16 protein-coding genes are annotated in these 18,463 nt (G+C 71.1%); 13 read left to right on the top strand and 3 right to left on the bottom strand.

Annotation, left to right across the window (positions count from 1 at the left end; translation table 11 throughout):
- Positions 1-16 precede the first annotated feature (16 nt).
- Positions 17-2,050: an exopolysaccharide transport family protein gene (locus ACTZQ5_RS11920; RefSeq protein WP_443585406.1), complete on the bottom strand. Its 2,034-nt coding sequence runs from the start codon at positions 2,048-2,050 to the stop codon at positions 17-19.
- 137 nt (positions 2,051-2,187) lie between these two features.
- Between ACTZQ5_RS11920 and ACTZQ5_RS11915 the strand changes: the two genes are divergently transcribed.
- The 4 genes from ACTZQ5_RS11915 to ACTZQ5_RS11900 are packed head-to-tail and all read left to right on the top strand — an operon-like array spanning position 2,188 to position 7,132.
- Complete coding sequence (locus ACTZQ5_RS11915) at positions 2,188-2,922, top strand: polysaccharide biosynthesis/export family protein (RefSeq protein ID WP_443585405.1); 735 nt, start codon at positions 2,188-2,190, stop codon at positions 2,920-2,922.
- 1 nt (position 2,923) lies between these two features.
- Positions 2,924-4,186 carry a hypothetical protein gene (locus tag ACTZQ5_RS11910; protein ID WP_443585404.1) on the top strand — a complete coding sequence of 421 codons (1,263 nt, stop codon included), beginning with the start codon at positions 2,924-2,926 and terminating at the stop codon, positions 4,184-4,186.
- Positions 4,183-5,826, top strand: a complete 1,644-nt coding sequence (locus ACTZQ5_RS11905) for a glycoside hydrolase family 44 protein (protein ID WP_443585403.1) — start codon at positions 4,183-4,185, stop codon at positions 5,824-5,826. Before ACTZQ5_RS11910 ends, ACTZQ5_RS11905 begins: the two co-directional genes overlap by 4 nt.
- A 13-nt stretch (positions 5,827-5,839) precedes the next feature.
- Positions 5,840-7,132 carry a lipopolysaccharide biosynthesis protein gene (locus tag ACTZQ5_RS11900; RefSeq protein WP_443585402.1) on the top strand — a complete coding sequence of 431 codons (1,293 nt, stop codon included), beginning with the start codon at positions 5,840-5,842 and terminating at the stop codon, positions 7,130-7,132.
- Here the strand turns inward: ACTZQ5_RS11900 and ACTZQ5_RS11895 are convergent.
- Positions 7,093-8,022 (bottom strand): NAD-dependent epimerase/dehydratase family protein, encoded by a 930-nt coding sequence (locus ACTZQ5_RS11895; RefSeq protein ID WP_443585457.1) that lies wholly within the window; start codon positions 8,020-8,022, stop codon positions 7,093-7,095. The two genes, ACTZQ5_RS11900 and ACTZQ5_RS11895, sit on opposite strands and share 40 nt — an antisense overlap.
- Positions 8,022-9,677, bottom strand: a complete 1,656-nt coding sequence (locus ACTZQ5_RS11890) for an FAD-dependent oxidoreductase (protein ID WP_443585401.1) — start codon at positions 9,675-9,677, stop codon at positions 8,022-8,024. Before ACTZQ5_RS11890 ends, ACTZQ5_RS11895 begins: the two co-directional genes overlap by 1 nt.
- Positions 9,678-9,813: 136 nt before the next feature.
- Between ACTZQ5_RS11890 and ACTZQ5_RS11885 the strand changes: the two genes are divergently transcribed.
- From ACTZQ5_RS11885 to ACTZQ5_RS11845, 9 genes are all read left to right on the top strand, one after another.
- A complete protein-coding gene (locus tag ACTZQ5_RS11885) occupies positions 9,814-10,065 on the top strand; it encodes an acyl carrier protein (protein ID WP_443585400.1) in 252 nt (83 codons plus the stop codon).
- Positions 10,055-11,266, top strand: a complete 1,212-nt coding sequence (locus tag ACTZQ5_RS11880; RefSeq protein ID WP_443585399.1) for an acyl-CoA dehydrogenase family protein — start codon at positions 10,055-10,057, stop codon at positions 11,264-11,266. Before ACTZQ5_RS11885 ends, ACTZQ5_RS11880 begins: the two co-directional genes overlap by 11 nt.
- Before the next feature lies 1 nt (position 11,267).
- A complete protein-coding gene (locus tag ACTZQ5_RS11875; protein ID WP_443585398.1) occupies positions 11,268-12,179 on the top strand; it encodes an amino acid--[acyl-carrier-protein] ligase in 912 nt (303 codons plus the stop codon).
- Positions 12,180-12,190: 11 nt separating this feature from the next.
- On the top strand, positions 12,191-14,014 hold the full coding sequence (locus ACTZQ5_RS11870; protein WP_443585397.1) for an alpha/beta hydrolase family protein: 1,824 nt from the start codon (positions 12,191-12,193) through the stop codon (positions 14,012-14,014).
- 117 nt (positions 14,015-14,131) lie between these two features.
- On the top strand, positions 14,132-15,067 hold the full coding sequence (locus ACTZQ5_RS11865) for an XdhC family protein (protein ID WP_443585396.1): 936 nt from the start codon (positions 14,132-14,134) through the stop codon (positions 15,065-15,067).
- Positions 15,064-15,651: a nucleotidyltransferase family protein gene (locus ACTZQ5_RS11860; RefSeq protein ID WP_443585395.1), complete on the top strand. Its 588-nt coding sequence runs from the start codon at positions 15,064-15,066 to the stop codon at positions 15,649-15,651. Before ACTZQ5_RS11865 ends, ACTZQ5_RS11860 begins: the two co-directional genes overlap by 4 nt.
- A 150-nt stretch (positions 15,652-15,801) precedes the next feature.
- Positions 15,802-16,803 carry an XdhC family protein gene (locus ACTZQ5_RS11855; RefSeq protein WP_443585394.1) on the top strand — a complete coding sequence of 334 codons (1,002 nt, stop codon included), beginning with the start codon at positions 15,802-15,804 and terminating at the stop codon, positions 16,801-16,803.
- Positions 16,804-16,875: 72 nt separating this feature from the next.
- Positions 16,876-17,514: an aldehyde dehydrogenase iron-sulfur subunit PaoA gene (gene paoA, locus ACTZQ5_RS11850; RefSeq protein WP_443585393.1), complete on the top strand. Its 639-nt coding sequence runs from the start codon at positions 16,876-16,878 to the stop codon at positions 17,512-17,514.
- A complete protein-coding gene (locus ACTZQ5_RS11845; RefSeq protein WP_443585392.1) occupies positions 17,511-18,461 on the top strand; it encodes an FAD binding domain-containing protein in 951 nt (316 codons plus the stop codon). The genes paoA and ACTZQ5_RS11845 overlap by 4 nt, the downstream gene beginning before the upstream one ends.
- Positions 18,462-18,463 lie beyond the last annotated feature (2 nt).

The raw sequence follows: 18,463 nt of genomic DNA, 5'->3' as shown, positions 1-18,463 counted from the left end.
GTACGCTGGCGAACGCTCAGCGCAGGCGCCGCTCGAACAGCAGGCGATAGAGGCGCGGCGGGATGTGCGAGCGGCGGCCGAGCAGAACGGCGCCGAGCATGGGTGCGGCCGCATCGCGCAGCTGCGCCATCATCGCGCGTGCGACCGGGCGCCGCGTCGCCTCCGCCTCGATCACCGCGACGACGCCGTCGACCGACTGGGCGAGCTCGACGCCTTCGAACCCGTCGGCGACCGGCGGGGCGGTGACCACGACATAACCGTAGCGCAGCTTGAGTTCGCCGATCAGCCGCCGGTCGAGCCGCTGGCCCGAACAGGCGGCGATGCCGAGGACGGCGGTGTCCATGTCCTCGAACGCCTCCATCTCGATGGCGTCGGCGCGCTCGGGCACCGGCGCATGATCGGCGAAGCGGACCAGCACGACACGCCCGCGCCGGCGCCGCACGATGGTGCGGCCGATGCCGAGCGCCGCCTCCTGCAAGCTCATCTTGGCGGTCGGCGCCACGAGCAGCACCGCACGTCCGTCGCGCCCGCCCATCGCGTCGATCGCGCCGACGAGGCGGCCGTAATCGCGCTGTTCGTTCGGATTGACGCCGTCGCCATGCGCCATGGGCGCCGCCAGCACGGTGAGGCCGAGCGCACGCTCCACCTCGATCGGCGACAGGAACACCTCGCGCAGGCTGCCGAGCACGAACACGGTGGTGCCCGCGATCAGGATGGCGGCGACGATGCTGCCCGCGATCAGCAGCAGCGGCGGATTGTTGCGCTTGGCGGGCGGCGTCGGCGCCTCGATCACCCGCACGCTGGGGCTGCCGGCGTCGGACGCCTGGTTGAGCTGCACCCGCGCCTGCGCGACCTGGCCGGCGAGCGATTTATAGCTGTCGGCGAGCACGTCGCGCTCCAGCTTCATCGCGGTCAGCCTGTCGCCGATCGCGTTGAGCTGATCGAGCCGGGCCTTGGACTGCGCCATCTGCGTGGCGAGGGCACCGGCGCGCGCCTGGGTGCCGGCAAGGCTCGCCTGCGTCTGCACCACCCGGTCGCGCGTGGTGTCGAACAGCTGGTTGCGCCCGGTGCGGCGCGTCTGCACCATGTTGCGCCTTTGCTGGTCGATCGTGCCCTGCACATTGGCGATCTGCCGGTCGATCTGCGTGACCTGCGGCGATCCCTTCATGAAGCGCGAGGCGAGATCGGCGCGCTTCGCCTGCAAGGTGAGCAGCGACGCCTGCATCTCGCCCAGGGCGCGGGCGGCTTCGGTGTTGTCGCTATAGAGTTCGACGTTCGCCGGCATGCCGCGGGTGTCGGCGCGCAGCGAGGACAGGCTGCGGCTGGCGTCGGCGAGCGCGGCGTCGGCATCGAGCTTGTTCTTGCGCAGCAGGTCGTCCTGCGCGACCGCGCCGGCCACCTGCGCGCCGATATCGACGATGCCGTTGTCGCGCTGATAGGTGACGATGCGCGCATTGGCGGCGTCGAGCTGGCGGCGCACGGCGTCGCGCTGCTGCTCCAGGAACGTCACGCGGCCCGCGGTCAGCACGTTGGCGCGCGTTTCGAAATAATGCGCGATCAGCCGCCGCAGCGTCGCCGCCGCCTGTTGCGGATCGCGCGCCGTATAGGTCAGCTCGATGACATTGGCATCGTTCGCCTTGGTGACGTGAAGGTGCGATTCGAATCGCTCCAGCGCGGCGTTGATCTCGGCCGGCGCGGCATTGGGCGGCAGCTGCTCGCGCACCACGGCGCGGTGCAGTTCCAGGCTGCCGAGCATCTGCAATTCGACATTGGCGACGGCGACCGGATCGAGCACCTGGCCCGGCTGCGGCGCGTTGCCGGTATCCTGCATGTCGTAGATGCCGGTGCTGAGCGGCAGCAGCCGTGCCTCCGCGCTGTAGGTCGGCGGCATCAGCAGCGCGGCCAGCACGCCGAGCGCGATCACCACGCCCGCCACGATCAGCGCGATGCGCCGATAGTAGAACACGCCGTTCAGCAAGTCGCGCAGCGCGAAGGGAGCCGGCGTACGCGACGTTTCGAGCGCCTGACTGGAAGAGGTGAAATCGAGCATGCCCGCCGATCTTGCGTGGGTGAAGGAAAGTCCCGTTCGGTCCGGCCCTTATCGCCGCGCTCGCTTACCGTTCCATTAAGGCTTGTCGGCTAGTCGGAAGCGAGAGGGCGCACCGAACAGGGATCAGGACGACGGCCATGTCGAAACGGGCAGGAATACGATGGGCGACGGCGCTGCTGGCGGGCGCGCTGGTGCAGGGATGCGCCACCGCGCCCCCGCGCGGCGCCGGCCTCGCACGCGTCGATGCCGCCGCCCCGCCGCCGCCTGTCGAGCAGGTCTATCGCATCGCGCCGGGCGATGAGCTGGCCGTCACCTTTCCCTACAATCCCGAACTCGACCATGCCGGCCCGGTCGGCCCCGATGGTCGATTCGCGATGCCGCTGGTCGGCAACCTGCCGCTCGGCGGGCGGACGGTGGACGAGGTCGCCCGCCTGATCTCCACCGACCTGCGCCGGCAGGGCGTGGTGGAGGATGCGCGGCCGACGGTGGCGATCCGCCAATATGGCGCGGTGATCTACGTCGGGGGCGAGGTGCGCCAGCCGGGCGCGGTGAAGCTGACCCAGGCGATGGACCCGATGCAGGCGGTCATCAGCGCCGGCGGCATGCTCGACACCGCACGCACCCGGCAGGTGGTGGTGATCCACCGCACGCCCGAAGGCACCATCGTGCAGCGCCATGCCGACCTGCGCGACTATACCCGCCGCGGCATCGCCACCGGCATCGCGCTGCAACCGCAGGATATCGTGTTCGTACCGCGCTCGTCGATCGCCGAGGCGGACCTGTGGATCGATCAGCATATCAACCGGCTGCTGCCGTTCAGCCGCAGCCTCAACTACAGCATCGGCAACACCAACGCGGTCGTCACCCGCTAGCATGATCGCGGCGGCCGCCCCGGTCGACGGGTCGCCCTTCCGCGGCGGGCCGATCGCGCGCCTGCGTGCGATCGACGTGCGCTGGGTACAGGTCGCGTGCCTCGTCGCGGTGCTGCCGCTGTTCGGGCAGAGCTTCCACTACGTCAAGCTGCTGCCGCCGCTGTGGGCGCTGTCCAAGGCGTTTCCGATCCTGTCGCTGCCGCTGTGCCTGTACCTGCTTGCCGGGCCGCGGCCGCTCGCCGCGCGGCAGCTGCTCGTCACCTTCGTCTGGCTGCTGCTGGTGCCGACGTTCATCTCGCTGGTGACGTTCCAGCAGACCTTTTTCGTCGCGCTCGCCGCGCAGGTGAAGCTGCTGCCGATCCTTTACGCCTTTTCCTTCCTCGCGCTGCTGCGCTGGCTGCGGCCGACGATCCGCGAAATCGCGGTCGCCTTCGCGATCTGCGCGCTGCTGACCTTTGCCATCCTGCTGGCGATCTGGGTGCTGGCGCCGCAATCGGCCTATGCGGAACATTACGTCGCGGGCGATTCGCCGCTGCTCGCCGCGGACAGCCGGGGCAATCGCATCCGCCTGCCGATGTTCTTCGGCCTCGTCGGCATCCTCTATGCCTGGCGCGTGTTCCTGGTGCGGCGGCGGCCCGGCTGGCTGGGGCTGTGGGCGACCGGGTTCCTGCTCGTCTTCGCGCTCGTCCGCATGCGCACCTATGTGCTCGGCATGGCGCTGATGGCGGCGATCACCGCCTTCCTCGCCGCCAGTGCGCGGATGAAGATGGTGCTGGTGGCGCTGATCCCGTTCGCGCTGGGTGCGCTGTTGCAGGTGCCCTATATGGCGTCGATCTTCAGCACCGACAAAGCCTTCGCCTTCGACGTGCGCTGGATCTCGACGGTGAAGGCGATCGCGTTCCTCGGCACCGACCCGCTGCGCTGGATCTTCGGCGTCGGCACGATCAGCCCGATCGATCCCGCCGGGCTGATGACCTATTTCAACCATTTCTTCTTCCTCGCCGACATCACCTGGATGGGCGTGCTGTTCGAATTCGGCATCGTCGGCGCGATCCTGATCCTCGCCATCCCCGCGCGCGGCATGCTGATCTTCCGCACGGTGCGCGGCTGGCGCGACGATCCGTTCGTCGCCGCCCTGGGGGATTACCTCGCCTACGCGATCCTGATCTCCGAGATGCTGCCGATGACGCTGGCGCCCGGCGAGTTGACGACGATCATCGCGATCGGCGTCTATCGGCTGGAACAGCTGGGCCGCGCGGCATGACGCATTTCCGCCGCATCGCCATCGCGACCCTGCTCGCCGCGCTGCCGCTGTCGATCGCGGCGGTCGCCGCCCTGCGCACCGCGCCGGTCCGCATCGTGGTGGATGCGGCGGCGGACCGGCATCCGATCAGCCCGCTGATCTACGGCACCAGTTTCGCCGATCCGGCGGCGGCTCGCGACCTCGGCCTCGCGCTCAACCGGTCGGGCGGCAATAGCGCGTCGCTGTACGACTGGCGGACGGAGGCGCGCGGCGCCGGACGCGACTGGTTCTTCGAAAGCCTGCCGATCGCCGCGGACGATCCTGCCCAATATGGCGCGCGCTTCGTCACCCGGGCGCGGGCCGGCGGCACCGAACCGATCGTCACCGTCCCGATGACCGGCTGGGCCGCGACGCTGACGCCCGATGGCGGCAAGCAGGCCGCCTTCTCGATCGCCCGCTACGGCGCGCAACAGGCGAACGATCGCGTCGGCCTGCCCGATGCCGGCAACGGCGTGCGGTCGGACGGCACGCCCGTCACCGGCAACGACCCACGCGATGCAGCGCATCCCGTGTCGCCGGCGGAAACAGCCGCGTGGCTGCAAGGACTGGTCGCGCGCTTCGGGCCGGCATCGCGCGGCGGCATCCGCTTCTACGCGATGGATAACGAGACGACGCGCTGGCACGACATCCACCGCGATGTGCTCCCCGTCGGCCTGCACGCCCGCGAACAGGCGGCGCGCACGATCGCCTATGCGCGGCTGGTGAAGGCGGCCGATCCGACGGCGCAGGTGATAGCACCGGAGGCCTGGGGCTGGGGCGAATATCGCTACAGCGGCTTCGACCAGCAACAGGGCGACGCGCACGGCTATGACGCCCTGCCCGACCGCACGCACGAGACGGGCGGCATGGACCTGCTGCCCTGGCTGCTGACGCAATGGCGCGCCGCCGGCCATCCGGTCGATATCGTCAGCGTCCATTTTTATCCGCAGGGCGGCGAGTTCCATGCGGACGGGGACGACGACGTGTCGCCGGCGATGCAGGCCTTGCGCAACCGGTCGACGCGGCTGCTGTGGGACCCCGGCTATCGCGACACCAGCTGGATCGCCGACACGGTGGCGCTGATCCCGCGGCTGCGCGACTGGACGGCGCGCTATTATCGGGCGGGCACGCCGATCGCGATCACCGAATATGACTGGGGCGCGCCGCGCCACATGAACGGCGCCACCGCCCAGGCCGACGTGCTCGGCATCTTCGGGCGCGAGGGGCTCGACATGGCGGCGCGCTGGATGACGCCGCCGGCGGGCAGCCCGGCCTATCTGGCGATGAAGCTCTATCGCAACGCCGACGGCCATGGCCGCGGCTTCGGCGAAACCAGCGTTGCCGCCCGCGCGCCGGACCCGGATCACCTCGCCGTGTTCGCCGCGCTGCGCGCGCGCGACGGTGCGCTGACGGTGGTTGCGATCAACAAGGACGCGGACGCCGATCGGCCGGTGAGCATCGCACTCGACCATTTCGCAGTCCGCGGCCGCGTCACCGGCGTGCGCCTGTCGCACGGCAGGCTGGCGGAGATCGCCGCCACGCCCTACGGCGGCGGCACCCTGGCGGCGACCCTGCCGCCGCAAAGCATCACTCTGTTCGAACTGCATCCCGATGGTCGCTGAACTTCTTGGCCGCATGCGGACCCGTCATGGCGGGTCGTTGGTCACCACCGCGACGCGGCTGATCGACATCCCCTGCCGCTATGGCATGCACCTGATGATCGCGCTGCGGCTGCCGCTCGATCAGGTCGGCGCCTTCTACATCGTGTTCGGGACGATGAGCCTCGCCTCCGGCCTCGGCCGGCTGGGCGTGGACCGGGCGCTGACCCGCGAGATGGCGCGGGCGCTGGCGCATGGCGACAGCGCCAGCGCGCGCGCGGCGCTGTGGCGCGCGCTGGCGCTGGTGCTGGCGCTGTCGGTCGGCCTCGCGATCCTCACCGCCGCGCTCGCCTGGCCGATCGCGCGGCATGTCATGGACAAGCCGGCGATGACGCCGCTGTTCCTGATCGGCGCGCTGTCGATCATCCCGCTCAACCTGTCGAGTTTGACCGCGGGCGCGCTCGCCGGCCTGCACCGCGTGACCGAGAGCCAGATCGTCTACACCTGGCTGTGGCCGGGGCTGTTCTGCGTCATCGCCTTTCTGCTGCCGCTCGACGTCGCCCTGGCGCTGCTCGCCATCGCCGGCGCCATGGCACTGGCGGCGGTGATCGGCACGGCGATGCTGTTCCACCACCTGCCCGCCAGGCCGGCGGTGCGCGGCACCGCGGCGCCGCTGCTGTCGATCGGCCTGTCGCTGTTCAGCGTCGAGCTGGTGCAATTGCTCATCAGCGCCGCGCCGCCGTTCGTCCTCGGTGCGCTGTCGACCACCGACGCCGTCGGCCTGTATGCGATCGCGTGGCGGGTGGTGCTGGTGATCTACATGTTCGTCAGCGGCGTCGCGTCGCTGGTGTCGCCGCGGTTCGCGCGCCTCTACATGCTGCACGACCATGCCGGGCTGCGGCGCGAGGCGCGGCGCGCGCTCGGCTTCGCACTCGCGCTGGCGCTGCTGCCGATCGCGCTGGTGACGATCGAGCCGACGCGCATCCTGATGCTGTTCGGTGCGCATTTCGCGCCTGCCGCGTCGACGCTGCGCATCCTGCTGATCGGCCAGCTCGCCGCGGCGCTCACCACCACCACGCCCGAACTGCTCGGCATGACGGGCTATGCGCGCGCGTTGCTGCGGCTCAACGCGCTGGCGCTGGTGACGCTGCTCGCCGGGCTGGTCGGCTTCGTACCGTCGCTGGGCGCGGACGGGGCCGGGATCGCGACGGCGGCGACGATGCTGGTCAATGCGATCGGCGGTTCGATCGTCGCGCAGCGCCGGCTGGGGTTCACCCCGATCGGCGAACTCTACGCCGCGCTGAGCCGCCGCCGCTCTGCGATGGCCTGAGCCGCCTCGGCGACGCCTGCCGCCAGCGGCGTCCAGGCGATATCCAATCCGCGCGTCGCGCGCGCGGGATCGAGGCGGATGTCCTGCTGCCACAGCCGCGCCAGCGACGGCGGGATCGGCGGCGGCAGCGCGCCGGTGACACGGCGCGCCAGCACCAGCGGCACCGCCATGACCTTGCTATCCAGCCGCAGCTGCCAGGCGGGCACACGCCGGATCGGCACCGCGCCGAGCGCGCGCGCGAATGCCAGGAAATAGCCGTTCCAGTCCGGCGCATCGGGCTGGGCGAGGTTATAGGCCGCGCCGCCCGTGCCGCCGCGGAGCGCCGCCAGGATCGCGGCGACGACATCGTCGACATGGACGATGTTGCTGCATCCATCGCCCGCCGCGCCGAGATCGCCGATCCGGCGCTGCCGGAGCAGGGTGGCGATCCGGTCGGACCATTGCGGGCTGCCCCCGCCATAGATGCAGCCGGGGCGCAGGATGACCGTGTCCGATCCCGTGGCGGCGCGCTCCGCCTCAGCCTTGGCCGCGGCATAGGCGCCGCTGTCGGCGAGCGCGGGTGCGGTTTCGTCGACGCGGCCGGTGGCGCTGCCGTACACCGCCATCGAACTGAGATGCACGACGCGCCGATCGCCGGCCGCGGCGAACAGTGCGGCGGCGTTGCGGGTGATGGTGTCGGGGTTGCCGGCGACGCAGTTGACGACGGCGTCGATCCCGGCGAGCGCGGTGGTGAGGGCCGCGGCGTCCGTCGCATCGACGACGACCCGTTCGGTCGGGCCGGGCCGGCCGCGCCGGCCACCGGCGACCGGGCTCGCCCAGCCGCTCGCTGCAAGCGCCGCCACCACCTTCGTGCCGACGAACCCGTCCGCGCCCAGCACCAATACCCGCATCACGCCCGTCCCTCCCCCGTCTTCAGCCGTTCGGCGAGCCGCAGCGCCAGCGCGACCGCGGTCAGCGTCGGATTGGCCTGGCTCGATGTCGGAAACACCGCCGCGCCCGCGACGTGCAGGTTGGCGACGCCATGGACGCGGCAATGCCGATCCACGACGCTGCGCCGCGGATCGTCGCCCATGCGCGCCGTGCCGATATGATGGCCGGGATAGGCGCCGTAGCGCGTCATCTCCGCCTCCACCGCGTCCGGATCATAGTCGAACCGGCCGCAGCCCGATCGCGCCAGATCCTCGGCGAGCAGCGCCAGCGCGGTGCGCAGCGTCTCGATGTCGCCCGCGGTATAATGCCAGTCGACCAGCAGTTGCGGCATGCCGTAGGCGTCGCGGGCATCGCCCAGCAGGACGCGGCTGTCGCGATTGGGCTGCTGCTCGGCATGCACGTCCAGGCTGTAGGCGCCGTCGCGCGGCTCGACCACGATCGAGGGATATTTGCGCGCGGCGAGCCGCCGGGCGACCAGCATCTGCGCGGCGAAGCGCGCGACCGCCGCCGGCTGGCGGGCGACGTTGCGGACGTGGGCCAGCGTGCCGAGCGGCCCGCCCGCGTCGCTGCCGACCAGCCGCCCGCGATAGTGCCGCGGCACCAGCAGCCGGCCGAGGAACAGCGCCGACAGGATGCCGGTGCCATGCGCAGGATCGCCGATGCGCGGATGGTGCAGGCGCAGCACGACGTTGCCGATCCGGTGGCGCCGCTGCGCCGCTTCGCTCAGCGCCAGCCGGCGGCGGCAATAGGTGCCGTCGTCGGCGATATCGTAGCCGTGCCACACCGCACCCGGAGCGGCGGCGCGAAAGGTGCCGATCGTGCCGGCGAGATGGCTCATGTAATAGCGGCCGACCACGTCGTGTCCGTTGCCGACGCCGGCGGCGTGCACGGCGCGGCTCGCCAGCATCAGCCGCGGCGTTTCGAGGCCGCCGAGCGCCAGCACGACCTCGTCCGCCGTGACGGTCAGCGTCCGCCCGCCCGCATCGCGGACGGACAGGCCGGCGACGCGCCCGCCCACGGGATCGAGGTCGATCGACTGCACCGCCGCGCGCAGCAGCACGCGCACGTTGCCCGCCTGCGCCAGCCGATTGCGATACCGCGCGCCGAAGTCCGTCGGGCAGCTCAGCCGTTCGAGCGAATCGTCGCTGTAATGATCGCCGGCGAAGCCCGCGATCATCGGCCGCGTGCCCGGCGGCAGCGCGGTGCCGGCGCGATAGTCGAAGTCGCCGACCTCGCACAGGCGGTTCGCCTGCGGATAATAAGCGGCGAGCGCGTCGGCGCCGATCGGCCAGCCGCTGTCCGGCACCCAGTCGCGCGGCTCGTAGTCGATCGGATCGAGCGGCATGCAGCGGCCGCCCCACACGGTGCTGGTGCCGCCCAGCCGGCGTTCGCGATATTCGACCGTCGGGCTGTGCAGCGCCGGATCGGCGACCGCGCCCTCGTAAAAGGCCTGCACCGCAGGATCGCGGGCGAGATCGCCCGCCTCCAGCAGCAGCACGTCGCGTCCGCCCTCGGCAAGCGACAGGGCCAGGGCAATACCGACGGGACCGCCGCCGACGATGCAGACGCCGGTACGCAGGGCAAGGGTGTCGAGTTCGCTGGCCTGGGCAATCACGAGCGTCGCGGTAACAGCAAAGCGCTGCCCGAGAGTTAATGCGGCAGCGACAATCGGCGTGCCGCCTCGCCTACCAATTCTTAAAGCCTGTGACCTAGATCAGCGACCAATCCCTTCTCGTCCCGAGGAACCTGACTTGGAAGCTACCATCCGCGCCATTCTCGACGAAGTCGGCGGCCTCGTCCGCCCGGCCGGCAGCCTGTCGACCCGCGACGACCTGTTCGTCGCCGGGCTCACGTCGTTCGCGACGGTCGGGGTGATGCTGGCGATCGAGGACGAATTCGACGTCGCCTTCCCCGATTCGCTGCTGGTCCGTTCCACCTTCGTCAGCATCGATGCGCTGATGGCCGCGATCACGTCGGTCAAGGGCGAAGCGCATGCTGCATGAACCGGTGACCGAGGGCGAGCCGCTGCCCGGCGGCATCGCCCGCGTGGTCGCCGTCGCGGCGGAGTTCGCCGACGCGGTGGATCGCGACGGGCGCTTCCCGCACGAGGCGGTGCAGGCGCTGCGCGAGGAAGGCTTGCTGGGCGCGATGGTGCCCACCTCGCTGGGCGGCCAGGGCGCCTCGCTGGCCGATCTGGCGCGGCAGACGCAGGCGCTGGGCCGCGTGTGCGCCTCGACCGCGATGGTCTATGCGATGCATCACAGCCAGCTTGCCTGCATCGTCGGCCACGGGCTGGACCAGGATTGGCACCGCGCCTTCGCCGCGCGGATCGCCGCCGAGCAATTGCTGCTCGCCTCGATCACCTCCGAAGTCGGGATCGGCGGCGACACGCGATCGAGCGCCTGCGCGGTCGAGATCGCCGACGGACAAATGACGCTGGTCAAGCAGGCGCCGACCGTGTCCTACGGCGCGCATGCCGACGTGTTCCTGGTCACGGCGCGCGCGCATGCCGATGCGGTCGCCTCGGAACAGGTGATGGTGACGGTGCCGCGCGATCAGGCGGAGATGGAGCCGACCGGCACCTGGGACGCGCTCGGCATGCGCGGCACCTGCAGCATCGGCTTCACCTTCCGGGCGAGCGGCAGCCCCGACCAGGTGTTGCCCGCATCCTTTGCCGAGATCTCGGCGGAATCGATGGTGCCGGTGTCGCACCTCCTCTGGAGCGCCGCCTGGACCGGCATCGCGATCGAGGCGCTGGCACGGGCGCGCCGCTTCCTGCGCGCGCAGGCGCGGCGCAGTCGCGGCGCCGTGCCGCCGGGCGCGGCGCGGCTAGTAAGGGCTTCGGGCGAGATCGATGGCCTGCGCGCGCGGCTGGGGCCGCTGATCGCCCAGTTCGACGCCTGTTCGCCGCTCACCGATGGTCCCCCGGCGATGACGCCCGACGAGGCCGGCTGGCCGACCGGCATGGCGCGGGCCGCGGCGCTCAACATGCTGAAGCTCGACGTGTCGGAAACGGCCTGCGACGTGGTGATGGAGGCGATGCGCATCTGCGGCATGGCCGGCTACAAGAACGGCACCGAATTCAGCGTCGGCCGCCACCTGCGCGACATCGTGTCGGCGCAGCTGATGATCAACAACGACCGCATTGCAGCGAACACGGGGCAGCTGCTCCTCGCGCAGCGCACCGACCTGGGAACGATCTGACATGGAGATGCATACCAGCTTCCGCAGCCGCCTGGTGGCGAACGGCATCCTCTTCCCGACCGGCATCGACGGCCTGTGGGGTCGCAACGGCACGTTCGAGGCGGTGTACGACGGCCTCGACCGCGCGATCACCCGTGCCGGGCTGGCCGACGGGGCGGAGGTGATGCGCTTTCCGCCCGCTATGGCGCAAAAGACGTTCGAAAAGAGCGGCTACATGAAGAACTTCCCGCACTTCGCGGGAACCGTGCATTGCTTCTGCGGCGACGATCGCGCGCATCACAAGCTGATGGGCCAGATGGAGCGCGGCGAGGACTGGATGGGGAACCAGCAGCCCGCCGACCTCGTGTTGACGCCGGCCGCCTGCTATTCGGTCTATCCGATCGTCGCGCAGCGCGGCGTGCTGGCCGAGGACGGCCACCTGGTCGATGTCGCCTCCTATTGCTTCCGCCACGAACCCTCGCTGGAGCCGACGCGGTTGCAGCTGTTCCGGATGCGCGAATATGTGCGGATCGGCACGCCCGAACAGGTGCTCGCCTTCCGCCAGGACTGGATGGAGCGCGGCCAGGCCTTCGCCCGCTCGCTCGCGCTGCCGTTCGAGGTCGATGTCGCCAACGATCCGTTCTTCGGTCGCGCGGGCAAGCTGATGGCGGACAGCCAGCGGATGCAGAACCTGAAGTTCGAGCTGCTGGTGCCGGTGAACGACGGCGCCGGGCCGACCGCCTGCGTCAGCTTCAACTACCATATGAGCTATTTCGGCGACACCTGGGACATCCGCACGCCGGACGGCCAGCCGGCGCAGACCGCCTGTTGCGCGTTCGGGATGGAGCGGCTGGTGCTGGCGCTGCTCCGCCACCACGGTTTCGACCTTGCCGACTGGCCGGCGGGCGTGCGCGACACGCTCGGCCTGGACTGAGGGGGGCGACGATGGAAGGGAGAGCCATCGCGACGACACGCACGCCGATCTATTTCGACGGCTGCTTCGGCTGGCTGCATGCCGGCGCGGACGGCCCGTCATCCGGCGCCGCCACCCCGCGCGGCGAACGCCCGGTCGGCGTGGTGCTGTGCTCCGCCTTCGCCCAGGAAGAGGTGTGCACGCATTACGGCATGATGGCGCTTGCCGACCAGCTTGCCGCCGCCGGGCTGCCGACGATCCGCTTCGATTATGCCGGCACCGGCGACGGCGACGACCGGGCGGTGACGCTCGCCGGCCTCGCCACCGACACGGTGCATGCCGCGGCGGTGCTGCGCGAGCGATGCGGCGTCGGCGCGGTGATCCTCGGCGGCGTGCGGCTGGGGGCGGCGGTGGCGATGCAGGCGGCGGCGGGCATCCCGGATGTCGCCGCGCTGATGCTGATCGCGCCGGTGCTGTCGGGGCAGGCCTTCATGCGCGAGACGCGGGCTTCTGCGAGCATCGCCAGCCTCTCCGGCCTCGATCCCGTGCCGGCGGCGGATAGCGACCTGCCGCTCAATACCAACGGCTTCCACTGGTCGGCGGCCTTCCAGCGCGAGGTGGCCGGCATCGACCTCACCACCGCCACCGCTCCCGCCTGCCCCGCCCTGCTGATCCCGGCGCGCGGCGACCGGCGGCCGGGCAAGCTCGCCGCGGCATGGCGCGCGGCGGGAGCTGCGGTGAGCGAGCAGCCCTTCCCCGATTACGAAGGCTGGATGCAGGACCCGACGACCAACGAGACGCCGCAGGCGACCTTCGCCGCCGTCACCGCCTGGGCGGCCGAACAGGGTGCCGGCGCGCATGCGGTTCCCGCCTATCCCGCCGTGCCCGTGGCGCCGATGCTCGCGGCGACGGACTGGGTGGAGGAGCCGGTGCGCTTCGGCGCGGACGAGGCGCTGTTCGGCATCCTCTGCCGCCCGCGTACGCAGGCGCCGGCCTCGGTCGCCGCGCTGCTGCTGCACGAGGGCAGCACCCATCATATCGGCAACGGGCGCGCCTATGTCGCACTCGCCCGGCGGCTCGCCGCGGCGGGGTTCGCCTCGCTGCGCATGGATCTCACCGGGATGGGCGACAGCCCGGCGGGCGACAATCCGCGCCATCCGCACTACGATCCCGAACGCATCGCGGAAGGCGTGGCGGGGATCGACCGCCTTGCCGACGCCGGCTTTGGCAAGGTCGTCGCCTTCGGCCTGTGTTCGGGCGCACACACCGCCTTGCAGGTGACGCTCGCCGACCCGCGCGTGGCAGGGCACGTCATCCTCAACCTCCAGAAGTTCATCTGGCATTACGGCGACGACATCCGCGTCGCGGTGCGCGACAACAAGCGCTCGCTGAAGGGCTATCTGCGCGCGATGCGCAATCCGGGCGAATGGCGGCGGATGTTCGCCGGCGAAGCGGATTTGAAGGGGATCGCCCGCGTGCTGAGCAAGCGCGGCTGGGCACGCACCCGCCACGCGGTGCGCAGCCTGCTGCCGCCGGCGCCCGGATCGGAGACCGCGCTGGTCCGCGAACAGATGCAGGCGCTCGCCGCGCGGCGGGTGCATGCGACGATGATCTTCAGCGACGAGGATCCGGGCCTTGCCGAAATGACCATGCAGTTCGGTGCCCGGGCGCGGCGCCTGGCCGCTTATGCGCCGGCGCGGATGATCCTGCTCGACCGTGCCGACCATCATTTCAACGGCCGCGAGGCGCGCACGCGCTTCTATGACCTGGCGATCACGACGATGCAGACGGTGACCGCCGAGCATGGCGTACCGACGGCGCCGGCCATGGCCCCGCCCGCGAGGGCCGCAGCCTGACCGTACGCCGCCCCTGACCGTACGCCGCCCCTGACCGTACACTGGCGGCGCATCCGGCTTGCCCGCCGGCGCGCCGTCGTTCATCGCCTGGGTCTGGACGGCACCGGCGAGGCGGACATGCAGGATTACGACACGATCGACGCCGCGTACCGCGCCTGGGGCGATACGCCCATGGCGCTCGCCACCGTGGTATCGACCTGGGGGTCCGCGCCGCGACCGCGCGGCAGCCACATGCTGGTCGGCGCCGATGGCCGCTTCGAAGGATCGGTGTCGGGCGGATGCGTCGAAAGCGAGGTGCTGGCGCTGGCCGCCCAGGTCATCGCCGGTGGAACGGCGGAGCGGCTGCGCACCGCCGTCGCCGATGCCGACGCCTGGGAGCTCGGCCTGCCGTGCGGCGGCGCGATCGAGGTGCTGGTGCAACCGGTCGGCGACCACGGCTTTCCGCCCGCGCTGTTCGACCTGATCGCGCAAGGGCGGCGCAAGGGCGAGGTGGTGGCGGTGTCGACCGACCTTGCGACCGGGATCAGCACGGCCGGCACCGCCGACGATCCGGCCGCCTTCGTCAACCGCTACCTGCCGCCGCGCCGCCTGTTCATCGTCGGCGCGGTGCAGATCGCGCAGAGCCTCGCCGCCATCGCCCGCACGATCGGCGCGCAGCCGGTGGTCATCGACCCGCGCGGACGCTTCCTGACCCCCGCGCGCTTCCCCGGCGTCACGCTCGACGATCGCTGGCCGGACGAGGCGATCGCCGCCTGGGCGCCCGATGCGGCGAGCGCGGTGGTGACGTTGAGCCACGATCCCAAGATCGACGATCCCGCGCTGATCGCGGCGCTGGCGCGGCCGACCGGCTATGTCGCCGCGCTGGGATCGCGGCGCAGCCATGCCGCGCGCCGCGAACGCCTCGCCGCGGCCGGGGTGGCGGCGGCCGATCTCGACCGGATCCACGGGCCTGCGGGCATCGACATCGGCGCGATCGGAGCGGCGGAGATCGCCCTGTCGGTCGCGGCCGGCATGGTGGCGGCACTCGCGCCGCGCGCGGTGGAGCGGGGATGAACCAGCCCATCGCGGCGGTCCTGCTCGCCGCCGGCCGCTCGACCCGCTTCGGTGTCGCCGACAAGGTCACCGCGCAGCTGGGCGGCCGCCCGCTGGTGCGGCACGCGGCGGACCGGCTGCTGGCGCTGCGGCTTGCCGCTTATGTGGTGGTGACCGGCCCCGCACCTGCCGCGCCCGACTGTCCCGGCTTCACCATGGTCGCCAACGAGCGGCCGGAGGCCGGCCTGTCGCGATCGATCGCGCTCGGGGTCGCTGCCGCCCGCGCGTCTGGTGTAGAGGCGGTGCTGATCGCGCTCGCCGACATGCCGCTGGTCACCGCGGACCATTTCGGTGCGCTCGTCGACCGCTGGCAGCAGGTCGGCGGCATCGTCGCCTCGTCGGACGGCACCCTCGCCATGCCGCCGGCGATCTTCGGCGCCGGCTGGTTCGATACGCTGGAGCGCCTGTCCGGCGACCGCGGTGCGCGCGTGCTGCTCGACCGCGCCGATCGCGTCCTCGCGCCGGGGCCGTCGCTGATCGACATCGACCGGATCGAGGATCTGCACCGCGCCGAACGCCTGCTGGCCGACCACGACGGCCGCTGAATCGCGCTGGCGATGATCGATCTTTGCTGAGCCGCGTTCATCACCGCATCAACCCCGGCGCGCATTGTCGATCCGGGTCGCCCGACCTAGGTAGATGATGTTGCCCGCTTTCCCTTTCCTCGATGCCCTCCCGACGGCCAGGGTGCTGCCGTGAAGCAGGCGCTCTCCATCCTGCGGTTCCTGAGCGCCTGCGCGCAGCGTGGCGAGCCGGCGGCGCTGGTCACATTGACCGACGTCACCGCCAGCGCGGTGCGGCGGCCGGGCGAGCATATGGCGATCGCCGCGGACGGCAGCGCGATCGGTTCGTTCTCGGGTGGCTGCATCGAGGCGGCGGTGATCGCCGAGGCGCAGGAGGCGCTGGCCGACGGTGCGGCGCGGCTGGTCCGCTATGGCGCGGGATCGCGCTACATCGATATCCGGCTGCCGTGCGGCGGCGGCATCGACCTGCTCTTCACGCCCCGGCCAAACCCGGCCGTGCTCGCCGCCGCCATCGCCACGCTGGAGGCACGCGAGCCGCTCGGCCTGCGCCTGACGCGCGACGGCGGCATCGATATCGACGCTGCGGACCGCGGCACCGGCTGGGCAGCGGGCGGCTTCCACGTCCGCCACGATCCCGATCCGCGGGTCGCGATCCTCGGTCAGGGTGCGGAACCGCTGGCGCTGCTCGACGTCGCGCGGGCTTATGGCGCGGGCACGCTGCTGCTCAGCCCGCAGGAGGCGATCGTCGCCGAGGCGCAGGCACGCGGCAGCGACGCCGCGCTGCTCCGCGTGCTCGGCCCCTCGCCCGCGCTGGCGATCGATCGCTGGACCGCGGTGGTCGCGCTGTTCCACGATCACGACTGGGAAACCGGGCTGCTGCTGCAGGCGCTCGACCAGCGCCCCTTCTTCATCGGCGCGATGGGCAGCCTGCGCACCCAGGCCGAACGGCGGCGGCGGCTGGCCGCAGCGGGCGGCGAGGCGCAGGCGATCGACCGCATCGTCGGGCCGATCGGGCTGATCCACGCGACGCGCGATCCGGCGACGCTCGCCATCTCGATCATGGCGCAGGTCGCCGAGGCCTATGAGGCATTCACCGCCGAACGTGCGGTAACGGACCGTCGCGATGACGGCGTGGAGCGCGCGTGCGACGAATTGTGCGCTTCAAGCGTTTGATATGGTGAAGTTGGGCGCGGCGGCACATGCGTGCCGGTCGCCCGGATGGGAAAGACAGGGATGATCGAGTCGATGGCAGCAACATCGGAAACGGGGGTGTCGCGTCGCGGCGTCCTGGCGGGCAGCACGGCGACCGCGGTCGTCGCCGCCGCCCCCGCAAGCGCGACGCCGCGGCCACCGGCGCAGGAACAGGCCGCGCCGACCATGCCGGTGCGCTTCAAGGTCAATGGCGAGACGCGCAACCTGTCGCTCGACCCGCGCACGACGCTGCTCGATGCCTTGCGCGAACATCTTCACCTCACCGGCACCAAGAAGGGGTGCGACCACGGCCAGTGCGGCGCGTGCACGGTGATGGTGGACGGCGTGCGGATCAATTCCTGCCTCAGCCTCGCCGTGATGCACGAGGGCGATGCGATCACCACGATCGAGGGGCTGGGGAGCCCTGAGAAGCTGCATCCGATGCAGGCCGCCTTCGTCAAGCATGACGGCTATCAGTGCGGATACTGCACGCCCGGCCAGATCTGCTCCGCCGTCGCGGTGCTCGACGAGATCAAGCGCGGCGTGCCCAGCCATGTCCAGGCCGATCTGATGGCCAAGCCGCAGCCGACCAATGGCGAGATGCGCGAACGGATGAGCGGCAACATCTGCCGCTGCGGTGCCTATTCCAACATCGCAGAGGCGATGGCTGAGGTCGCGGGAGCCAAGGCATGAAGGCCTTCACCTACGAACGCGCCAAGGATGCCGTCGCCGCGGCCCGCGCCGTCTCGGGGCGGCAGGGCGCCAAGTTCATCGCGGGCGGCACCAACCTGCTCGACCTGATGAAGATCGAGGTGGAAACGCCGACGCATCTCGTCGACGTGCAGGACCTGGGCTTCGACCGGATCGAGAAGACGCGCGAGGGCGGGCTGCGCATCGGCGCGCTCGTCACCAACACCGATCTCGCCGCCGACGAACGCGTGCGGCGCGATTACGGCGTGCTGACGCGTGCGATCGTGGCGGGCGCGAGCGGCCAGTTGCGCAACAAGGCGACCACGGCGGGCAACCTGTTGCAGCGCACCCGCTGCCCCTATTTCTACGACACCAACATGGCCTGCAACAAGCGCAAGCCCGGATCGGGCTGTGCCGCGATCGGCGGCTATTCGCGGCAGCTGGGCGTGATCGGCGTCAGCAACGCCTGCATCGCCACCTTCCCCGGCGACATGGCGGTGGCGATGCGCGTGCTCGATGCGGTGATCGAGACGGTGGACGGCGCCGGTCAGCGCCGGTCGATCCCGATCGCCGATTTCCACCGCCTGTGGGGCGATCATCCCGAACAGGACACGGTGTTGAAGCCCGGCGAACTCATCACGGCCGTGGTCCTGCCCAAGCCATTGGGCGGCAAGCACCTGTATGAAAAGGTGCGCGACCGTGCCTCCTACGCCTATGCCCTGGTGTCGGTCGCCGCGGTGATCCAGCCCGACGGCACCGGCCGCGTCGCCTTCGGCGGTGTCGCGCCCCGTCCGTGGCGGGTGGAGGCGGCTGAGGCGCTGCTGCCGCAGGGCGCCGCCGCCGTCACCGCCCGCGCCTTCCAGGGTGCGACGCCGACCCGGGACAATGCGTTCAAGCTGCCGCTCGCCACCCGCGCGCTGGCCGCCGTCATCGCCGAAGCGAAGGCCTGAAA

This window comes from Sphingomonas cellulosilytica, from assembly GCF_052321755.1.
Classification (GTDB): Bacteria; Pseudomonadota; Alphaproteobacteria; order Sphingomonadales; family Sphingomonadaceae; genus Sphingomonas.
The sequence above is the reverse complement of the archived record's forward strand: the minus strand, read 5'-3'. Positions and strand labels throughout refer to the sequence as shown.